A 19662-nucleotide genomic window follows, 5' to 3' on the forward strand; every position below is an offset into this window, starting at 1 on the left:
GTGGCGCATCCGGCACAGGTGCGCATCGTCGAGGTCGGGCCGCGCGACGGACTGCAGAACGAGTCCGCGCTGGTGGCCACCGCGGACAAGATCGAACTCGTCGACAGGCTGTCGGCCACCGGCCTGCGCACGATCGAGGCCACGAGCTTCGTGAGCCCCAAGTGGGTGCCGCAGCTGGCCGACGCCGCCGAGGTGTTCTCGGGCATCACCCGCCGGCCCGGCGTGGCCTATCCGGTGCTGGTGCCCAACCTGCAGGGCTACGAACGAGCCCGCGCGGTGGGGGCCGACGAGGTGGCGGTGTTCACCGCGGCGTCCGAAGCCTTCAACCGCCGCAACACCAATGCCGGCATCGACGAGTCGCTGGAGCGCTTCGCACCGGTGCTGGAGCGTGCGCGCGCCGATGGCGTGCGCGTGCGCGGCTATGTCTCGACCGTGCTCGGCTGCCCCTACCAGGGGGAGGTGCCGCTGGCCGACGTGGTGCGCGTGGCGCGCGCGCTGCACGCGATGGGCTGCTACGAGGTCTCGCTCGGGGACACCATCGGCGTCGGCACGCCTGCGAAGGCGCGCGACATGCTGCGGGCGGTCGCATCGGAGGTGCCGATGGCGGCGCTCGCGATCCATTTCCACGATACCTACGGCCAGGCCCTGGCCAACGTGCTGGCCTGTCTCGAGGACGGCCTGGCCGTGGTCGACGCGGCCGTGTCCGGCACCGGCGGCTGTCCCTACGCGCGCGGCGCCAGCGGCAACCTCGCGACCGAAGACCTGGTCTACATGCTGCACGGGCTCGGCATCGAGACCGGCGTCGAGCTCGACGCCCTGGTCGACACGGGGGCCTGGCTGTCGAGCGTGCTGGGACGCGCCAGCGGCAGCCGGGTGACACAGGCCAGGGCCAGCGCGTGAACGGCCCGCCGCCGGACCGGCTGCTGCAGGTGCCGATCGAAGGCGGCGGCAGCGCGGTGCTGGCGGAACTGGAGGTGGCGGCCGTGGACCCGTCCCTGCCCGCGGCCACGCGCCAGCTCCTCGCGCAGGCGGCCGATGCGCTGCGCGCGGCCAGCGCCGATGTCCGCGACGCGCAGACGCGCTACCACGCGCTGTTCCACGCGGTGCCCGATCCGGTCAGCGTGATCGCCGCCGACGGCACGGTGCTCGACCTCAACCACGCCGGCATGGCCGCCTACCGCCGGCCCCGGCATGAGGTCGTCGGCCAGCCGATCCACGTGCTCAACCCCGACCTGCCCGAGGACCACATGGCACCGGTGCTGGAGGCGCTCGACCGCGGCGAGACCTACGTCATCGAGGTCAGCAACATGCGCGCCGACGGCACCCGTTTTCCCGTGGAGGTGCACTCGGCGGGCTTCGACCGCGACGGCCAGCGCTGCGTGGTGGCGGTCGCGCGCGACCTCAGCCGCCGGCGCGAGGCCGAGGTGCGCTACCACGACCTGCTCGAGCAGATCGACAAGGGCATCGTGATCCAGTCCGCGGACGGCAGCGTGCTGCACGCGAACTCCGCGGCGCTGCGCATGCTCGGCGTGCGCGAGGGCACGCCGGTGCCGCGCGACGGAAGCCTGCCGGCGCAGTGGATGGCGCTGCGCGCCGACGGCAGCGAGCTGCCGCTGGCCGAGTACCCGTCCCTGCGCGCGCTGCATGAGGGGCGCATCGTGCGCAGCACCGTGCTCGGCCTGTTCCACCGCACCCAGCGCCGCCTGCTGTGGCTGTCGGTGACGTCGATTCCGCACTATGCCGCCGGCGGCGACCGCCCCGACCAGGTGCTGTCGATGTTCTCCGACGTCACCGGCCTCAAGCGCGACAGCGCGCTGTTCGACCGCGTGCAGGCGCTGGCCAGCATCGGCGGCTGGGAGTGGGACCGCGCCAGCGGCCAGCTCTACCTGACCCGCGAAGCCGCGCACATCCTGGGCCGGACGCGGCACCTTGGTTCGATGGAGGCGATGCTCGCCTGCCTGCTGACCGGCGACGCCGCGCGCCTGCGCCAGGTGCTGGCGGGGGCGACCGGCGGCACCGGCTTCGACCTCGACCTGCAGGGCCAGCGCGACGACGGCCAGGCGTTCTGGGTGCGCGTGATCGGCGAGAGCGGCAGCGGCGTGGCCGGCTCGGCCCTGGTCACCGGGACCCTGCAGGACATCACCGTCAGCAAGCACGGCGAGCAGAACCTGCGTGTGCTGGCGCGCAGCGATCCGCTGACCGGCCTGCTCAACCGCGACGCCATGCTGGCCGAGATCCGCGAGCGCCTGGCCGACGGGCAGCCGGTGTCGGTGCTCTACATCGATCTCGACCGCTTCAAGCTGATCAACGACGTGCTGGGCCACGCGGCCGGCGACGACCTGCTGACCGCCGCCGCCGAGCGGCTGCGCCGCGCCGTGGGCGAGGAAGGTCTGATCGCCCGCTTCGGCGGCGACGAGTTCCTGGTCGTGTGCAGCTGCGGCGACGACCCCGCCCGGCCCGAGCGGCTGGCCGATGCGATCCTCGATGCCTTCGCGATCGGCTTCGGTTTCGACAGCGACGAGTTCGTGGTCACCGCGAGCATCGGCCTGGCGCGCTCGCCGCAGGACGGCGCCGACGCGCAGACGCTGATCCAGCACGCGGACGCGGCGATGTACGAGAGCAAGCGACGCACGCGCAACGGCCGCCTGGCCTACAACCCGGCGCTGGCGCAGTCGAAGCGCGACCGGCTGCAGTTCGAGACCCAGCTGCGCCACGCCGCCGACAACCAGGAGTTCCACCTCGTCTACCAGCCGCAGGTCGAGCTCGCCAGCGGGCGCGTGGTCGGCGCCGAGGCGCTGATCCGCTGGCGCAACGAGCGCCTGGGCGAGATGCGCCCCGACCACTTCATCGCGCAGGCCGAGGGCACCGGCGACATCGTGCGCATCGGCCACTGGGTGCTGCACGAAGCCTGCCGGCAGATCGCCGCGTGGCGCGACGAGGGCCTGGGCGTGGTGCGCGTGGCGGTGAACGTGTCGTACCGGCAGCTGCTGGGAAGCGACCTGACCGCGTCGCTGCGCAGCCTGCTCCGCGGCTTCGACCTGCCCGGCAGCGCGCTGGAGCTGGAGTTCACCGAGCGGGTGCTGATCGAGGACGCGCCGGAGACCCTGGGCAACTTCGCCGCGCTGCGCGCGCTGGGCGTGGGCCTGGCGATCGATGATTTCGGCGAGGGCTACAGCGCGCTGAACTACCTGCGCCGGCTGCCGATCCAGGGACTGAAGCTGAGCCAGCTGTTCGTCTCCGGTGTCCCGGGCAACCAGTCCGACGTGGCGGTGTGCCAGGCGGTGGCGGGCATCGCGCGCAGCCTGCGGCTGGCACTGGTGGCCGAGGGCATCGAACACGAGGCCCAGCGCCGCTTCCTGCTGCAGCTTGGCGTGCCGGTGGGCCAGGGCTTCCTGTTCGCCCCCGGGCTGGCGCCCGATGCGTTCGCCGCCCACGTGCGTTCCCGGCTCGCCGGGGATCCGCGTGCACCGTCGACAGTCCGGTAAAATCCGCGGTTTCCGCCCTTCCGGGAACCTCCATGCAAGCTGATTCCATCCGCGCCGTCATCACCGGCGGCGTCTCCGGCCTTGGCCTGGCCGTGGCCACACGCCTGGTGGCCGATGGCGGCCGCGTCGCGCTGTTCGACGTCAACGCCGACAAGGGCGCCGAAGCCGTCGCGGCCCTCGGCGAGGACAACGCGCGCTACTTCGCCACCGACGTCACCGACGAGGCCGTGGTGGCCGCGAACCTCGCCGCCGCGCAGGCGTTCCTCGGCGGACTCAACCTGGTCGTCAACTGCGCCGGCATCCTCGGCGCCGGCCGCGTGCTTGGCCGCGAGGGCTCGATGCCGCTGGCGCGCTTCCAGTCCACGGTGATGGTGAACCTGGTCGGCAGCTTCAACGTCGCCAAGGCCGGCGCCGCGCTGATGCAGCACAACGCCGCGGGCGAGGACGGCGAGCGCGGCCTGATCGTCAACACCGCCTCGGTCGCCGCCTACGAGGGCCAGATCGGCCAGGCCGCGTACTCGGCGTCCAAGGGCGGCGTGGTCGGCATGACGCTGCCGATGGCGCGCGAGCTGGCCCGCTTTGGCATCCGGGTGAACACGATCGCCCCGGGCATCTTCTGGACGCCGATGGTCGACGGCATGCCCGACGACGTGCAGCAGTCGCTGTCGGCCTCGATCCCGTTCCCGTCGCGGCTGGGACGTCCGGAGGAGTTCGCAGACGTGGTCGCCTACATCGCCGGAAACCGCTACATCAACGGCGAAACCATCCGCCTCGACGGCGCCGTGCGCCTGGCCCCCAAGTAAGGAACACCGATGAAGGCTTACGACGTCAAGAAGGGCAACGTGGTCGAGCACAACGGCACCGTCTACCAGGTGCGCGACATCGAGCGCAGTTCGCCGCAGGGCCGCGGTGGCAACGTGCGCTTCCGCTTCACCATGTACAGCGTGCCCGGCGGCAACAAGACCGACGCCTCGTTCGACGGCGACGACGACCTGAAGGAAGTCGAGCTGCTGCGCCGCCAGGCCAGCTATTCGTACAGGGACGGCGAAGCCTTCGTGTTCATGGACGACGAGGACTACACGCCCTACACGCTGGACGCCGACGTGGTCGGCGACGACGCCGGCTACATCAGCGACGGCCTGGGTGGCTGCTTCGTGCAGATCATCGACGACCTGCCGATCGCGGTGCAGCTGCCGCAGACGGTGGCGCTGGAGGTGGTGGAAACCCCGCCGGAGCTCAAGGGCGGCACGGCCACCAAGCGCCCGAAGCCGGCGCGCCTGTCGACCGGCCTCGAGATCCAGGTGCCCGAGTACATCGTCAACGGCGAGCGCGTACTGGTGAACACCACCAGCGGCGAGTTCTCCGGTCGCGCGGACTGACGGGCGCCCGTTCCTGCACCGCGGCGATCCAACCCGCCGCCTCCTGTAGGAGCCGCTATAGCGGCGATCCGATCTGTCGCCCTGCCCGGGGCGGCCGATCGCGGCTGTAGCCGCTCCTACAGATGCAGTCCGCCTTCGGCTTGGTGCAGCGCGCGCAGGCGGGCGCCGAGGGCGGCGATGTTGGCCTCGGTCTGTTCCAGTGCCGCCCGGTTCCCGGACGGCAACCCGTCGCGCGCGGCGGCACGAAGCCGTGCATCCAGCGAACGCAGGCGCGCGGCACGCACCGCGGCTTCGCTGCGCGCCTGCTCGCGCTCGGCCGCCTGCGGCACGCCGTAGCCGGGAAGTGACAACAGCCGTGCGGGGCTGGCGAACGCGCCGCCCTCGCGCAGCGCTTCGGCCAGCAGACCGTCGGCGTCGGAGGCGGCGTCCGCGCCGTCGGCACCTGCCCGCGGCAGCCGCCGCTTCAACAGCTCGCGCGCACGCTGCTGTTCGCGGCGCAGCGCCGCTTCCTCGAGCAGCAGCAGCGCCGCCGAGGCCCGCAGGTCGGCATCCTCCAGCCCGGACGCCCGGGCCGATGGCGGCATGCGCAGCCAGGCCTCGACCCCGTCCGGCCAGGCGCCGCGGTGCGCGCGCGCCACGTCGTACAGCGCCTGGTAGTGCGCGGTCATGGGTTCGAAGCGGTAGCCCAGGCGCAGCGCCTCGCCGGGATCGGTCGGCACCTGCGCGTCGTCGACGAGGCCCGCGCGACGCAGGCGCCGCAGCAGGCCCTTGGGCGTGATGCCGTCCAGCCGCGCCTGCGCCGCGCGCGGGACGCCATCGTGCAGCAGCTTCCAGGTCTCGACCGCGCAGTTGTTGCCGACGAAGCGATAGCGCCCGTCATAGCTCCAGTGCACGCGCGCCGCGCGCTCCAGCAGGCCGCCGATCTCCTCGTCCGACAGCCGCAGCGGGATCGAGGCCAGCGGCCGCAGCTCGACCCGCGTGTATTCGTCGACCACCTGCTGCAGCGGCAGCACGAACAGCCGCGAGGGATAGCCTCCGGTCAGGCCGCGCCAGCTCGAGAGCTGCAGGTCGTCGACGAACGCGCGGAACGACAGCACGCGATGGTGCTCGAGATCGAGGCGGCAGTCGGGCCCGGGCGTCCGTCCCGGCGCGCAGACGACCAGCCTCAGCATGGCGTGGCCCCAGCGGCTCGCCATCGCCTCGCCGTCGCCCGCGAGCAGGTAATCCACGGCGAACACCTGCGCGGGGTCGAGCTCGAGCAGGGGCCGGGCCCCCGCGTCGGCCAGTGCGCCGGCGTCGACCCAGGGCAGCGCGGGCGCACACGCGTTCGCAGCGGGCGCCCAGCCGAAGTGCTCCGCGAACCACGCATGCAGCAGTGGCCGGCGGCAGGCATAGGCGGGATCGAGGATGAAGTGCTCGAGGTTCACCGCGACGAATTCGGCCGGCGAATGCAGCTCGTAGCGGTCCGGACTGCGCGCGGTGAATGCGTTGTGCGGCGCGCGGCCCGGCCACAGCGGCCGCACCTGCCATCCCGCGAGGTCGAGCAGCCGCGGCTCGCGCGACAGGCCGTGTTCGCGGTCCCAGGCATGCGCGAGCTCGTGCACCAGCGCCGACGTCGCCGGCCCCTGGGCTGCTGCGCCGCTGGCGGAGTCGGTGTCGGCGTGGACGTCGGGCTTCGCGGCGTCGGCGGCGGCGGCGTAGCTCCCGACCCGGTCGCCAGGTTCCGGCTCAAGCAACCCGCGCGACAGGCCGATCCGGCGGCCACGCAGGCGGCCGTGCACCCCTTCGGGCAGGTCGTCGCGCCACGACAGGGTCAGCGAACGCGCCTGGTCGCGCCACCGCGGCGGCAGGCGGCCGAGCACGTCGTCCACCAGCGCGCGCGTGCGCTCCTGCTCCCGCGGCGTGGCGTCCGCGGCCGCCCCGACGCGCAGCGCAGCCTGCGCGCCGGACGGCCATCCCAGGGCCAGCGCTGTCGCCAGCGCCAGCGCCGGGCGGATCACGTCCAGCTCAGCGCGCCAGGATCGCCCGCGCCAGCTCGAGGTCGCTCGCCGCGCGCGCGTCCGCCGAGTCTTCGCGCAGGGCGCGCAGGGCCGCTTCCAGCCGTGCGCCACGGATGCGCCCGTCGCTGGCGACGAAGCCGGCCGCGTCCTCGCGCGCCTGCAGCACCACCTTGTCATTGCCCGACGTCGAGCCCGAGCTGGCCCCGCTGGATGCCGAGCCCGCGCCCGCGCTGGTGCCGGCGAAGCTGGACGCGTGGAGGGGCGTGGCGATGGCCAGCGCGAGCGCGCAGGCGGAGACGATGCGGATCATGGGGGTGCCTACCGGGACGGGGGATCGAAGAGCTTTCCGGGATTGAGGATACCCGCCGGATCCAGCGCCGCGCGCACCGCGCGCATGACCGCGATCTCGGCCGCGCTCCGCGTACAGCCGAGGTATGGCTTCTTGACCAGGCCGATCCCGTGCTCGGCGGAGATGGTGCCGGCATGGCGTTCCACCAGCCCGGCCAGGTGCGCCGTCACCGCGCCGCAGCGCTCGACGAAGGCGTCCTGCTCCAGCGCGGCCGGCTTCAGCACGTTGATGTGCAGGTTGCCGTCGCCGATGTGCCCGAACCACGCCACCTCGAACCCGGGGTAGTGCGTCGCCAGCAGCGCCTGCGCCTCGGCGATGAACGCCGGCATCGCCGACACGCGCACGGCGACGTCGTTCTTGTACGGCAGGTGCGGCGCCAGCGCCTCGGTGATGCCCTCGCGCAGGCGCCACAGCTGCAGCGCCTGGGCGTGCGACTGCGCGACCACGCCGTCCTCGACCCAGCCCTGCTCCGCGCAATGGGCGAACGCATCGAGGAGATGCGGGTCGTCCGGTCCGACGGCCGCGGCGTCCACCACCACGTAGTACGGATGGCCGGTGTCGAACGGCGCCTGCGCGCCATGCGCGAGCACGTGGCGCAGCGCCACGTCGGTGAAGAACTCGAACGCTTCCAGCGACAGCCGCTCGCGCAGCGCCTGGAAGACCTGCATCAGCACGTCGAACGAGGGCAGCGCCAGCAGCAGGGTCGCCACCGGCGGCGGCGGCGGCGCCAGCCGCAACGTCGCCTCCACCACCACGCCCAGCGTGCCTTCCGAGGCGATGGCGAGGTGGCGCAGGTCGTAGCCGCTGGAGTTCTTGACCAGGCCGCGGTTGAGGTCGAGCAGCTCGCCCGCCGCGGTCACCAGCTTCAGCCCCGCCACCCATTCACGGGTATTGCCGTAGCGGAGCACGCGGATGCCGCCGGCATTGGTCGCGATGTTGCCGCCGATGGTGCAGGAACCGCGCGCGGCGAAATCCACCGGGTACTGCAGGCCGTGGGCGCGCGCCGCCTCCTGCACCGCTTCCAGCGGCGTGCCGGCCTCGACGGTCAGGCTGCGGTCGACCGGATCGAAGGCCAGCACCCGGCGCATGCGCTCCAGGCTCAGCACCAGCTCGCCGTTCGCCGCCACCGCGCCGCCCGAGAGGCCGGTGCGTCCGCCGGACGGCACCACCGGCACGCCTTCGTCGCTGGCCCAGCGCAGCACGGCCTGCACCTCCCGGGTGTCGCCGGGCAGGGCCACCGCGAGCGGCGCCGGCGTCCAGCGCCGGGTCCAGTCGCGGCCGTAGTGCAGCAGCTCGTCGGGTTCCGTGGCCAGGCGCAGGCCGGGGAGCGCGCTGCGCAGGGAATCGAGTCTGGGGTCGTGCATGGCCGGGTGCCTGTGCGGAACGGCCAGCCTGCCAGCGGCGCGCCCCAGCGTCCACCGCTGCAGTGCAACACCGCGGCGCCGCTGGCACACTGCAGGCCTCCCCCAGGGCGCCGACGATGAAGACCTCCTACCCGCGCAAGGACATCCACGTGCTGCTGCTGGAGGGCGTGAGCGAGAGCGCCGTGGAGGTCTTCCGCAGCGCCGGCTACTCGAGCATCGAGACCCACGCGGGCTCGCTCACCGGCGACGCCCTGCGCGAGCGCGTGGGCGAGGCGCATATCCTCGGCATCCGCTCGCGCACCCAGCTCACCGCGGACGTGCTGGCCGACGCGCGGCGGCTGATGGCCGTGGGCTGCTTCTGCATCGGCACCAACCAGGTGGACCTCGGCGCCGCCGCGCGCGTTGGTGTTCCGGTGTTCAACGCGCCCTACTCGAACACCCGCAGCGTGGCCGAGCTGGTGATCGCCGAGATCATCATGCTGATGCGCGGCGTCCCCGCGCGCCACGCCGCCTGCCTGCGTGGCGGCTGGCTGAAGTCGGCGGCCGGCAGCCGCGAGGTCCGCGGCAAGACCCTGGGCATCGTCGGCTACGGCCACATCGGCACCCAGGTCGGCCTGCTGGCCGAAGGTCTCGGCATGCGCGTGCTGTTCCACGACGTCGAGGCGAAGCTGGCACTGGGCAATGCGCGCGCCGCCGCCGGCCTGGACGATCTGCTTGCGCGCGCCGACGTGGTCACCCTGCACGTGCCCGAGACCCCGGCGACGCGGATGATGGTCGACGCGGCCGCGCTGGCGGCGATGCGGCCCGGCGCACACCTGGTCAACGCCTCGCGCGGCACGGTCGTCGACATCGACGCGCTGGCCGCGGCGCTGGACAGCGGGCACATCGGCGGCGCCGCGATCGACGTGTTCCCGGTCGAGCCTAAGGGCAACGACGAGGCCTTCGACTCGCCGCTCACGCGCTTCGACAACGTGATCCTGACCCCGCACGTGGGCGGCAGCACGCTCGAGGCGCAGGACAATATCGGCACCGAGGTCGCCTCGAAGCTGGTGCGCTACAGCGACAACGGCAGCACGCTGTCGGCGGTCAACTTCCCCGAGGTCACCCTGCCCGGGCACGAGGGCAGCCAGCGCATCCTGCACATCCACCGCAACGTGCCCGGCGTCCTGTCGCGGGTGAACGAGGTGTTCTCGCAGGCGGGGCTCAACATCGACGGCCAGTACCTGCGCACCGATGCCGAGGTCGGCTACGTGGTGATCGACGTCGGCGCGACGCCGGAACAGGCCGCGGCCTTGCGCGCACAGCTGGCCGAGGTGCCCGGAACGCTGCGCGCGCGCGTCCTCTACTAGCCTCGGTGGGATACGGGAAAACTCTTTTGCCACGGATTGACGCGGATAAGCGCGGATTGACGCGGATCAAGCGGAAACGAGGAAGAGGACCGCGGGCGCTGTCCACCACGCAGGGGCCACCGCCCGCTCCGCTCTTCGCTCCATCAAACAAACCCGCTTTTGCCCTATCCGCGTAAATCCGCGCTTATCCGCGTCAATCCGTGGCAAAGCTTCTCGCTCTTCCCTCAGCCGCGGGCCACCCACTTGAGGGCCATGCGGCGCAGGGAGGGGTCCATGGACTCGTCGGCGGCCACGGCATCGACGGCGATCCAGGCGAGATCGTTCGACTCTTCGCCGACCACATACGCCTCGTCGGCGCCCGCGCGCACCACGTAGCGCACGTCGTGGTGCCAGTGGCCGGGCACGCCCTTGCGCTCCGGGATCCAGTGGCGGTCGAGGTCGAAGATCCCGCCCTCCACGCGCAGGCCCGGCAGGCCGCTCTCCTCGCTGGCCTCGGTCAGCGCCACGCGCGCCAGGTCGGTGTCGCCATCGGCGTGTCCGCCGGGCTGCAGCCAGCGTCCGAGCTTGCGGTGATGGGTGAGCAGCGTGCGCCGTCCGTCGGCGCTGACCAGCAGGGCGGAGGCGGTGAAGTGCCCCTCGAGCCGCTCGCGCAGGAAGGCATGCACGCCCTCGCGCAGCAGCACGATGAACCGGGCGGCGTCCTCGGCTTCGCCCGGCCACGCGGCGGCATGGGCGGTGAATGCGGACTCGAGCGCGGTGATCGGATCGGGAGGCATGCTGGATCGCCGCGGGCGGCACTGGGACGGGGCGCCATTATCGCCGCGCAGCGCGCTGCACTGCGGCTTGTGCATGCGCAACCGCTTTGGCAAGGTACGGCGGCCGTGGCGCGCGATGCGCCACCCATCGCGGCATGGCCAGGGGAAGGCCCGCCGCGGGACCTGACCAACGAGGGGAGAAGCTGCGGATGCTGAAAGCGCTGATGAGGGTCAAGCCGGTCGAACCGGCTCCGCACGTCGATGCCGGCGAGCCCGTCGAGGGCAGCCTGCAGGGCGAAGCCACCCTCAAGCGCACCCTGACCGCGCGGCACCTGGTGCTGCTGGGCGTGGGCGCGGTGATCGGCGCCGGCATCTTCGTGCTGACCGGCCAGGCCGCCGCCAACCACGCCGGCCCGGCGATCATGCTTAGCTTCGTCCTCGCCGGCCTGGCCTGCGCGTTCGCGGGCCTCTGCTACGCGGAGTTCGCGGCGATGATGCCGGTCTCCGGCAGCGCGTATTCCTACTCCTACGCCACGCTGGGCGAATACGTCGCCTGGTTCATCGGCTGGTGCCTGGTGCTGGAGTACCTGTTCGCCTCGAGTACGGTCGCGGTCGGCTGGTCGGGCTATCTGGTGAGCTTCCTCACCACCACGCTCGGACTCCCCTTCCCCGCCGAGCTGGCCTCGGCGCCCATCACCTGGGACGGCTCGGGCTTCGTGCGCACCGCGGGCGTCATCAACCTGCCGGCGGTGGCGATCGTCGCCGCGGTCAGCGGGCTCTGCTACGTCGGCATCACCCAGTCGGCGTACGTGAACGCGATCGTCGTCGCGATCAAGATCACCGTGATCGCGGCCTTCCTCGGCTTTGGCATCCAGTACATCGATCCGGCCAACTTCACCCCGTTCATTCCGGCCAACGAAGGCCCTGGCCGCTTCGGCATGGACGGCGTGTTCCGCGCCGCGACCATCGTGTTCTTCGCCTACATCGGCTTCGACGCGGTCTCGACCGCCGCCGGCGAGGCGAAGAACCCGCAGCGCGACATGCCGATCGGCATCCTCGGCTCGCTGGTCCTCTGCACCCTGGTCTACATCGCGGTCTGCGCGGTGCTGATCGGCATGGCGCCGTATCGCGAGCTCGACACCGCCAAGCCGGTGGCCACCGCGCTCGAGCTGGCCATGCGGGCCAATCCCGGCGCCAACCTCGGCTGGCTGAAGACCGCGGTGGAGATCGGCGCGATCGCCGGCCTGTCGTCGGTGATCCTGGTGATGCTGATGGCCCAGCCGCGCATCTTCTATTCGATGTCGCGCGACGGCCTGATGCCGAAGATGTTCGGCAAGGTGCACCCCAGGCACCACACGCCCTACGTCGGCACCATCGTGGTGGGCGTCGTGGCCTGCCTGCTGGCCGGCTTCATGCCGCTGAGCGTGCTCGGCGAACTGGTTTCGATGGGCACCCTGATCGCATTCGCGACGGTCTGCCTGGGCGTGTTCGTGCTCCGCTATACCCGACCCGACCTCACGCGGCCGTTCCGCGTGCCGATGTTCTGGCTGATCTGCCCGCTGGGCGTGATCGCCTGCCTGTTCCTGTTCTTCCAGTCGTTCATGGAGCACTGGCTGATCTTCGTGCTGTGGACCCTGCTCGGACAGGCGATCTACTTCGGCTACGGCTACCGCAACAGCAAGCTCAACAAGGCGCGCTGACCGCGCGTTTCGGGGAATCCCAACAACGATGTCCACGACCACCGCCGTGAAGAAGATCGGCCCGGTGCTGGCGACCTTCATGGTCGCCAACAACATGATCGGCTCCGGCTTCTTCCTGCTGCCGGCCACCCTGGCCAAGTCCGGCACGGTCACCGCGCTGTCGTGGCTGATCGGCACCCTGCTGGCGGTGGCACTGGGCGCGGCCTTCGCGCGCATCGCACGCCAGCATCCGGACCTCACCTCGCCGGACGACTATGTGCGTCCGTCGTTGGGCCGCGACATGGGCTTCCTGGCGTCGACGCTGTACTGGCTGTCGTCGTGGATCGGCAACAACGCCATCGCGGTGGCGGCCTTCGGCTACCTGATCATCCTGCTGCCGATCGAGGACTCGCTCGGCGTGCGGCTCACCGGCCAGGTGCTGCTGATCTGGGCGATGTTCGGCCTGAACCTTCTGGGGCCGCGCAGCATCGCGCGCTTCCAGTCGTTCTGCGTGGTTTTCGGCCTGCTGCCGGTGGCGGCGATCCTGGTCGCGGGCTGGACCCACTTCAATCCCGAGCTGTTCAGCGCCGGCTGGAACGTCAGCGGCCAGTCCGATCCGATGGTCGCCTTCGGCTCGCTGGCGGTGGTGTTCTGGGCCTTCATCGGCCTGGAGACCGGCGCCATGGTCGCCGGCGTGGTGCGCGATCCGGACCGCAACGTGCCGATCGCCACGCTCGGCGGCATCGTCCTGGCCGGCGTGGTCTACCTCACGTCGTCGGTGCTGATGATGGGCATCGTGCCGGTGCAGGAACTTGCGGGCTCCAGCGCGCCGTTCGCCCTGGTGGCAGGGCGGATGTTCGGCGAGTGGGCGATTCCGGTGATTGCCGCGGCCGCCGCGCTGAAGGCCACCGGCACGCTCGGCGGCTGGATGCTGGTCACCGGCGAATCCGGCGCGCGCGCCGCGCAGCGCGGCTTCCTGCCCGCCGTGTTCGGACGCGTGCGGCGCAACGGCGCCGCCTCGACCGGGTTGCTGCTGGTGGTGCTGGCGATGACGCTGATCGCGCTGACCACGCTGTCGGATTCGGTGTCCTCGCAGTTCGAGGCGATCATCAACATGGCCGTGACCCTGGTGGTGATGGCCTACGTCGCCGCCGGCCTCAGCCTGCTGCTGGGCAGCCCCGCGCGGCCGGCGACCACCTCCGACCGCCTGCTCGGCATGGGTGCCCTGGTCGCCTGCGGGCTGCTCGTCTGGTCGACCCCGATCGATACCCTGATCGGCGCCGTCGTCATCGCCCTGCTCGCACTCGCCGCCTACCGCGGATTCGGTCGACGGAAGCCCGCTGTGGCGTGAGGACGGGAGAAGCTTTGCCACGGATGAACGCGGATCACACGGATTCACACGGATAGAGCAAAGGCCGGGAAAAAGCGCGCTGACACCTGCCCCTGCCTTATCCGCGTAAATCGGTGTGATCCGCGTTCATCCGTGGCAAAAAAAGAAACTTCGCTCCCCCTCGAGCCCCGGACCACGCCGGGGTTTGGCGATAGACTTGCGGCATGAAGGAGACACTGCCCTACGACGTCCACCGGCTGCGCGAGCTGGCCGGTGAGATCATCGTCAACGTGCGCGAGCTGGCGGCCCTCGGGTGGACGCCGGCGACGAGCAGCAATTTTTCGCACCGGCTGGATGGCGCCCACGCGGCGATCACCGTCTCGGGTCGCGACAAGGGCAAGCTGCGCGAGGACGACATCATGGTCGTCGACATGGACGGTCGCGCCGTCGGCAGTGACCACCGGCCTTCGGCCGAGACGCTGCTGCATACCCGGCTCTATGCGCGCTTCGCCGACGTCGGCTGCGTGCTGCACACCCATTCGCGCGCGCAGACGATCGCTTCGCGGCTGTTCGCCGGCTCCGGGCACGTGCGCCTGGAAGGATACGAACTGCTGAAGGCCTTCCGCGGCAATGCGACGCACGAGGCCGCGATCGACGTGCCGGTGCTGCCCAACTCGCAGGACATGCCCACGCTCGCCGCGCAGGTCGATGCCCTGCTCGACCAGCGCCCGATGTGGGGCTACCTGATCGACGGCCACGGCCTGTACGCCTGGGGCCGCGACATGGCCGAGGCGCGCCGGCACCTGGACGCATTCGAATTCCTGCTCGACTGCGAGCTGGAGCTGCGCCGGCTCACCGCCGGCCACTGACTGGAGACCGCCATGAGCCGCCTGCGCATCTTTGCCGACGACGCCCCCGGCGCACCGCTCCTCGACACCCGCGACGGCGACGCGATCGCGCGCGAGCTCGCGTCGATCGGGGTCACCTTCGAGCGCTGGCAGGCCAGCCAGCCGGTCTCCGCCGGTGCCTCGCAGGACGAGGTGCTCGCCGCCTACGCCGACGACATCGCGCGCATCAGCGCCGAGCGCGGCTTCACCACCGTCGACGTGGTGAGCATCGCGCCCGACAACCCGAAGCGCGAGGACATGCGCCGGACCTTCCTCGACGAGCACTTCCACAAGGAAGACGAGGTCCGCTTCTTCGTCGCCGGCTCCGGCCTGTTCACCCTGCACGTGGCCGACCGCGTCTACGAGATCGAGTGCGTCAAGGGCGACCTGATCGCCGTGCCCGACGGCACCACGCACTGGTTCGACATGGGCCCCGAGCCCGAATTCGTCGCGATCCGGTTCTTCCAGCAGCCCGACGGCTGGGTGGGCCACTTCACCGGCACCGACATCGCCCAGCGCTTCCCGCGCTACGAGAAGCCGTCGCGTCCATGAAGACCACCATCCTGACCGACATCGAGGGCACGGCGGGCAGCATCTCGTTCGTGCGCGACGTGCTGTTTCCGTATGCGCGGCGCGAGCTGCCCCGATTCGTGCGCGAGCGCGGCCAGGAGCCGGAGGTCCGGCGGTGGCTGGACCAGGTGGCGACCGAGCACGGGGCGGTGTGCGATGACGCGGTGATCGTGGAGGTGCTGCAGGGCTGGATCGACGAGGACCGCAAGCACACGGCGCTCAAGGCCCTGCAGGGCCTGATCTGGACCGATGGCTACCGCCGCGCCGACTTCACCGCGCACGTCTATCCCGATGCGGTCGACGGCCTGCGCCGCTGGCACGCGGCGGGGCACCCGCTCGCGGTCTACTCGTCGGGATCGGTGCCGGCGCAAAAGATGTTCTTCGGGCATTCCGATGCCGGCGACATGCTGCCGCTGTTCGACGCGTTCTTCGACACCGAGGTCGGCGGCAAGCGCGAGGCTGCCAGCTATGCGCGAATCGCCACGGAGCTCGGCGTGGCACCCGAGGCGATCGTGTTCCTGTCCGACGTGGTCGCCGAACTCGACGCCGCGCGCGAAGCCGGACTGCGCACGGTGCTGGTCGACCGTCTCGAGGACTATCCCGAGCCGCGCGGCGGTGACGCCTGCAACGGACACGCGCGGGTGGAAAGCTTCGACGCCGTAAACCCCTGACGCCGCCGGTCTGCTTCCGGTCTGCTTCCGGTCTGCTTCCGGTCCTCTGCCGGTCCTCTGCCGATCCACTGCCGATCCGCTGCCGATCCGCTGCCGATCCGCTGCCGATCCGCTGCCGATCCGCTGCCGATCCACTGTAGGAGCGGCTATAGCCGCGATCCACGGTGCGATGGCCTGACCCGGCAAGGGCGATCGCGGCTGTAGCCGCTCCTACAGGTCGCGATCCGACGCTGCGGACATCGCGGCTGTAGCCGCTCCTACAGGGGGCGGGGCGCGGTCGCGGGGGGCGGGACGGGTGTCGGGCGTTCTTCGAGGCGGTAGCGGGTCGCGGCCCGCTGCTCGCCGTGCCAGCGGTCGAAGGCGCGCACCTCGATGTCGTGGTCACCGGCGGCCAGGTCGGTCGGCAGCGCGCCGCGCCACAGGTGGGTCGAGGGTTCGGCTTCGGGCGAGCGGTCATGGCCGCGCAGGGTTGCGGCGGCATCGTCGCGCGCGTTCTCGGCCATGAGCCAGGGGTCGGGACGCTCGACCCGCTGCATGGCCGTCCACTCGCCGCCGTCCACGCGGTACTCGACGCGCGTGTCGGCCTCGCCCATGTAGACGTTGGCGTACACCGCCCACGCCGGATACGCGCCGCGCCGCAGCGCGCGGGGTGCGTGCAGGTGCATGGCCGCGGTGCGCGCGGGGTCGTCGGCCGGCAGCCGCGCCGGATGCCAGGAGAGGCGATAGCGCCCGTCGGCCGCGATGTCGAGCAGCGCATGCCCGTTCGGCGTGCCATCGGCCATCGTCGCGTCGGGGATGCCTTCGGCGTCCGGTGCACCCGACCAGAAGGCCCCGCTGGCGGCACCAACGTTGAACTCGTGCAGCGGCTCCGCGCCATGCCAACCCTCCGCGGGTCCGTGGCGGTGGTGGCGCTGGGTATGCCGGTGGCCGCTGAGCACCAGCAGCTTCGGAACGTCCTGCAGTAGTGCGAAGAGCCGCTCGCGGTCAGCGGTGCGGAACGTGGCGGGCCGACCGGGCGCAGCGGTATCGAACAGCGGGATGTGCACGCCCAGCACCAGCAGGCGGTCCCTGGGCACGCTGGGCAGCCAGGCCTCGAGGAAGGCGAACTGGTCCTCGCGCAGGCCGCCGACATAAGAGGGCCGTCCACCGGGCTGCAGCACCACGTCGTCGAGCATGAGGAAGCTCGCGGCATCCTCATGCCACGCGAAGCTGTCGGGCCCGTAGCTGGCGTGGAAGGCGGCGAGCGAGGCATCGTCGGCGTCCGCGCCCGGGTCGAAGTCGTGGTTGCCGGGCACGTGCAGCCAGGGCACGCGCAGCCGCGTGGTCGCCGCGTTGACCTGCGGATACAGCGCGACCACGTCGTCGACGATGTCGCCCAGGCTGATGCCGAGGTCGGCACGGCGGTCCGCGGCCGCCAGCGGCGCGACGATGTCGCGCGCGTAATGGTCGACATCGACCAGCGATTTCACCTGCGGGTCGGCGAACACCAGCACCGACAGCGCGCGGTCTCCCCGCCGGTCCGGCTGCTGCAGGGCGAAGTCGCCGCGGTGCACATGGCCAGGACCACGCGGCGCGTGCCAGGCCGCGGGCAGGCCGTCATCGCGCGCCGGCAGTCGCCAGCCGGCGGGCTTCACCACGAACACCGGGACAGCGTCGCGTGCGTCGAGACGGTAGCGGCCATCGGCGTCACTCAGCGCGAGCGTCCTCCCGTCCGACACCGCCACCCCTGCGATGCCCGGCTCGTCGGGGTCCGCCAGGCCATTGCCATCGAGGTCGTGGAAGACGCGCCCCTCCCAGCGCACCGCATCGGCAACGCCGGACGCCGCCAGCAGGCAGATCAATGACAGGAGGCGCAGGGACATGGACATCGTGGCTCCGTGGCCGGACGGATGGCCCGTTATCGTGCCCGATCGCGTTTAGACATGGGTTGCCGGCAGGCATATGATCGGGCCGGGCTGTGGCCGGCAGATGTCATGGGCGCGTCTGGAGGGGTCAGGATGATCGGCGCGAGGCCCTGGATGGCCTGGCTCACGGCCTTCGCCGTCGCGCTTCTGGCGCTCGGTGGACCGGCCGTGGCCGGCACGATCGAGCTGGCACCCGGCACCGGCGAGCTGGCGCTCTCGCCGCACGTCGACTACCGACACGACACCACGGGACGCGACACCGTGCAGGACGCCTGGGCGCTCGTCGGCACCGATGCCTTCGCGCCGCTTCCCGGCGGCAACCCGGCCTTCGGCTTCCAGGACGGCGCCTTCTGGGTCCACGCGCGGATCATCAACCGGGACCCGGCCGAGGTGCGCTGGCTGCTGGTCCAGACCTATCCCCTCAGCGACCACCTCGACCTCTACCTGCGCTATCCCGACGGCCGCATCGTCCACCAGACCGGGGGCGACGCCCTGCCCTTCGGCGAACGCGTGATCCGCTACCGCCACCCCAACTTCCTGCTCGACCTGCCCGTGGACCAGCCGGTCGACATCCTGTTCCGGGTCCAGAGCCAGAGTTCGATGCAGGTGCCGCTGGTGCTGTACACGCCGGCCGCGTTCACCGAGCTCTCGCGCGACGCCCAGTTCTCGATCGGCCTGTACTACGGGATCCTGGTGGCGCTGTTCTTCTACAACCTGGTGCTGTGGCTGGTGCTGCGCGACGCCAGCTATTTCTGGTACCTGTTCCACATCAGCGCCTTCGGCCTGGTGCTGTTCTGCCTCAACGGCCTCGGCTTCGAGTACCTCTGGCCAGACAACACCTGGCTGGCCGACAAATCGGTGCCGCTGTCGATCAGCCTGGCGCTGATCGGCATGCACCAGTTCGCGCGCATCTTCCTCGGCCTCGGCGAACGCTGGCCGGCCGGCAACCGGGTCAGCATCGTCGCCATCGCGACCTTCGCCTGCTTCGGCATCGCCGCGCTGGTGGTGCCCTACCGGCTGATCACCCCTGCGGTCTCGCTGGCGGTGCTGGCGAGCATTCTCTGGATCACCGTGGTCGGCGTGGTCGCGCTGGGACGCGGCTATGCGCCGGCCAGGCTGTTCCTGCTGTCCTGGGCGATGTTCCTGGCGGGCACCGCGGTCTACACCCTGGTGGCCTTCGGGGTGTTCCCGAAGACCTTCTTCACCGAGTACGGAGTCCAGCTCGGCTCGGCGCTGGAGATGCTGTTCCTGTCGATCGCGCTCAGCTACCGCTACGCCTCGCTGCGCAGCGAGAACGAGCGCATCGTCAGCGACGCCAACGTGCAGCTCGAACGCAAGGTCGCGCAGCGCACCCGCGAACTGCGCAACACGCTCGACCAGCTCGAGGAAACCGCGGCGCGGCTGCGCGAGTCGGGCCGTCGCGACGGCCTGACAGGCCTGTACAACCGCTCGCACTTCCACGACGCGTTCGAACGCCTGCTCGTGGAGTGCAACCGCGAGCGGCAGTCGCTGTCGCTGCTGATGGTCGACCTCGACTACTTCAAGTCGATCAACGACGAGCACGGCCACATGGTCGGCGACGACGTGCTGCGTGCCGCGGCCCAGCGCATCGGCGATGCCCTCGAGCCGCACGAGGCGCTGCTGGCACGCTTCGGCGGCGAGGAATTCGTCGTCGTCCTGCCGCGCACCGACCTGCGCGGCGCGGTGGCCGTCGCCGAGGGCGTGCGCCGGGCGATCGCCTCCCGGCCCTGCATCTCGCAGCACGGCCCTCCGGTGCGGGTGTCCGCCAGCGTCGGCGTCCACACCGTGGTGCCGGGCACCGTCGACGACATCGAGGACGCGCTGCAGGTCGCCGACCAGGCGCTGTACGCGGCCAAGGCCCACGGACGCGACTGCGTCCGCACCTCGATCTCGGCGGCCTGAGGCGCCGCGTCTGCCAA

16 protein-coding genes are annotated in these 19662 nt (G+C 71.3%); 11 read left to right on the forward strand and 5 right to left on the reverse strand.

What is annotated here, in order from left to right:
* Genes JG616_RS09060 through yeiP form a run of 4 tightly spaced genes read left to right on the forward strand, consistent with a single transcriptional unit; the run spans position 1 to position 4864 of the window.
* A complete protein-coding gene (locus tag JG616_RS09060; protein ID WP_199392388.1) occupies positions 1-900 on the forward strand; it encodes a hydroxymethylglutaryl-CoA lyase in 900 nt (299 codons plus the stop codon).
* Positions 897-3485 (forward strand): EAL domain-containing protein, encoded by a 2589-nt coding sequence (locus tag JG616_RS09065; protein WP_343225004.1) that lies wholly within the window; start codon positions 897-899, stop codon positions 3483-3485. The genes JG616_RS09060 and JG616_RS09065 overlap by 4 nt, the downstream gene beginning before the upstream one ends.
* 32 nt (positions 3486-3517) lie before the next feature.
* Positions 3518-4288: an SDR family NAD(P)-dependent oxidoreductase gene (locus JG616_RS09070; RefSeq protein ID WP_199392389.1), complete on the forward strand. Its 771-nt coding sequence runs from the start codon at positions 3518-3520 to the stop codon at positions 4286-4288.
* Positions 4289-4297: 9 nt separating this feature from the next.
* Positions 4298-4864 carry an elongation factor P-like protein YeiP gene (yeiP, locus tag JG616_RS09075; protein WP_199361728.1) on the forward strand — a complete coding sequence of 189 codons (567 nt, stop codon included), beginning with the start codon at positions 4298-4300 and terminating at the stop codon, positions 4862-4864.
* 116 nt (positions 4865-4980) lie between these two features.
* On the opposite strand, the gene JG616_RS09080 is transcribed toward yeiP, so the two are convergent.
* From JG616_RS09080 to JG616_RS09090, 3 genes are read right to left on the reverse strand one after another with little or no spacing between them, the layout of a single operon-like run.
* Positions 4981-6864, reverse strand: a complete 1884-nt coding sequence (locus JG616_RS09080; protein WP_343225005.1) for a DUF4105 domain-containing protein — start codon at positions 6862-6864, stop codon at positions 4981-4983.
* Between the two features lie 7 nt (positions 6865-6871).
* Entirely contained in the window at positions 6872-7174 is a 303-nt protein-coding gene (locus JG616_RS09085) for a DUF2388 domain-containing protein (protein ID WP_199361726.1), read from the reverse strand.
* Between the two features lie 8 nt (positions 7175-7182).
* Positions 7183-8577 carry an FAD-binding oxidoreductase gene (locus JG616_RS09090; RefSeq protein WP_199392390.1) on the reverse strand — a complete coding sequence of 465 codons (1395 nt, stop codon included), beginning with the start codon at positions 8575-8577 and terminating at the stop codon, positions 7183-7185.
* A gap of 116 nt (positions 8578-8693) precedes the next feature.
* Here JG616_RS09090 and serA point away from each other — a divergent pair, with 116 nt between their 5' ends.
* Positions 8694-9926 carry a phosphoglycerate dehydrogenase gene (gene serA / locus JG616_RS09095; RefSeq protein WP_199361724.1) on the forward strand — a complete coding sequence of 411 codons (1233 nt, stop codon included), beginning with the start codon at positions 8694-8696 and terminating at the stop codon, positions 9924-9926.
* Positions 9927-10150: 224 nt separating this feature from the next.
* On the opposite strand, the gene JG616_RS09100 is transcribed toward serA, so the two are convergent.
* Positions 10151-10702, reverse strand: a complete 552-nt coding sequence (locus JG616_RS09100; protein WP_199392391.1) for an NUDIX hydrolase — start codon at positions 10700-10702, stop codon at positions 10151-10153.
* Between the two features lie 188 nt (positions 10703-10890).
* On the opposite strand from JG616_RS09100, the gene JG616_RS09105 reads away from it, so the two are divergent.
* The 5 genes from JG616_RS09105 to mtnC all read left to right on the forward strand — a co-directional run bounded on the left by JG616_RS09105 (position 10891) and on the right by mtnC (position 15818).
* The gene (locus tag JG616_RS09105) at positions 10891-12381 is read left to right on the forward strand and encodes an amino acid permease (protein ID WP_199392392.1); all 1491 of its coding nucleotides are present in this window, start codon (positions 10891-10893) and stop codon (positions 12379-12381) included.
* Positions 12382-12409: 28 nt separating this feature from the next.
* The gene (locus JG616_RS09110; protein WP_199392393.1) at positions 12410-13711 is read left to right on the forward strand and encodes an amino acid permease; all 1302 of its coding nucleotides are present in this window, start codon (positions 12410-12412) and stop codon (positions 13709-13711) included.
* A gap of 203 nt (positions 13712-13914) precedes the next feature.
* On the forward strand, positions 13915-14559 hold the full coding sequence (locus JG616_RS09115; protein WP_199392394.1) for a methylthioribulose 1-phosphate dehydratase: 645 nt from the start codon (positions 13915-13917) through the stop codon (positions 14557-14559).
* A 12-nt stretch (positions 14560-14571) separates the two neighbouring features.
* Positions 14572-15129, forward strand: a complete 558-nt coding sequence (locus JG616_RS09120) for an acireductone dioxygenase (protein WP_199392395.1) — start codon at positions 14572-14574, stop codon at positions 15127-15129.
* Complete coding sequence (mtnC, locus tag JG616_RS09125) at positions 15126-15818, forward strand: acireductone synthase (protein ID WP_199361718.1); 693 nt, start codon at positions 15126-15128, stop codon at positions 15816-15818. Before JG616_RS09120 ends, mtnC begins: the two co-directional genes overlap by 4 nt.
* Before the next feature lie 257 nt (positions 15819-16075).
* Here mtnC and JG616_RS09130 read toward each other — a convergent pair whose 3' ends face one another.
* A complete protein-coding gene (locus JG616_RS09130) occupies positions 16076-17680 on the reverse strand; it encodes a calcineurin-like phosphoesterase family protein (RefSeq protein WP_199392396.1) in 1605 nt (534 codons plus the stop codon).
* Positions 17681-17815: 135 nt separating this feature from the next.
* Between JG616_RS09130 and JG616_RS09135 the strand changes: the two genes are divergently transcribed.
* Entirely contained in the window at positions 17816-19645 is a 1830-nt protein-coding gene (locus JG616_RS09135) for a diguanylate cyclase (RefSeq protein WP_199392397.1), read from the forward strand.
* Positions 19646-19662: the final 17 nt, after the last annotated feature.

The sequence above is a fragment of the Luteimonas sp. MC1895 genome, from assembly GCF_016457215.1.
Lineage (GTDB): Bacteria > Pseudomonadota > Gammaproteobacteria > Xanthomonadales > Xanthomonadaceae > Luteimonas.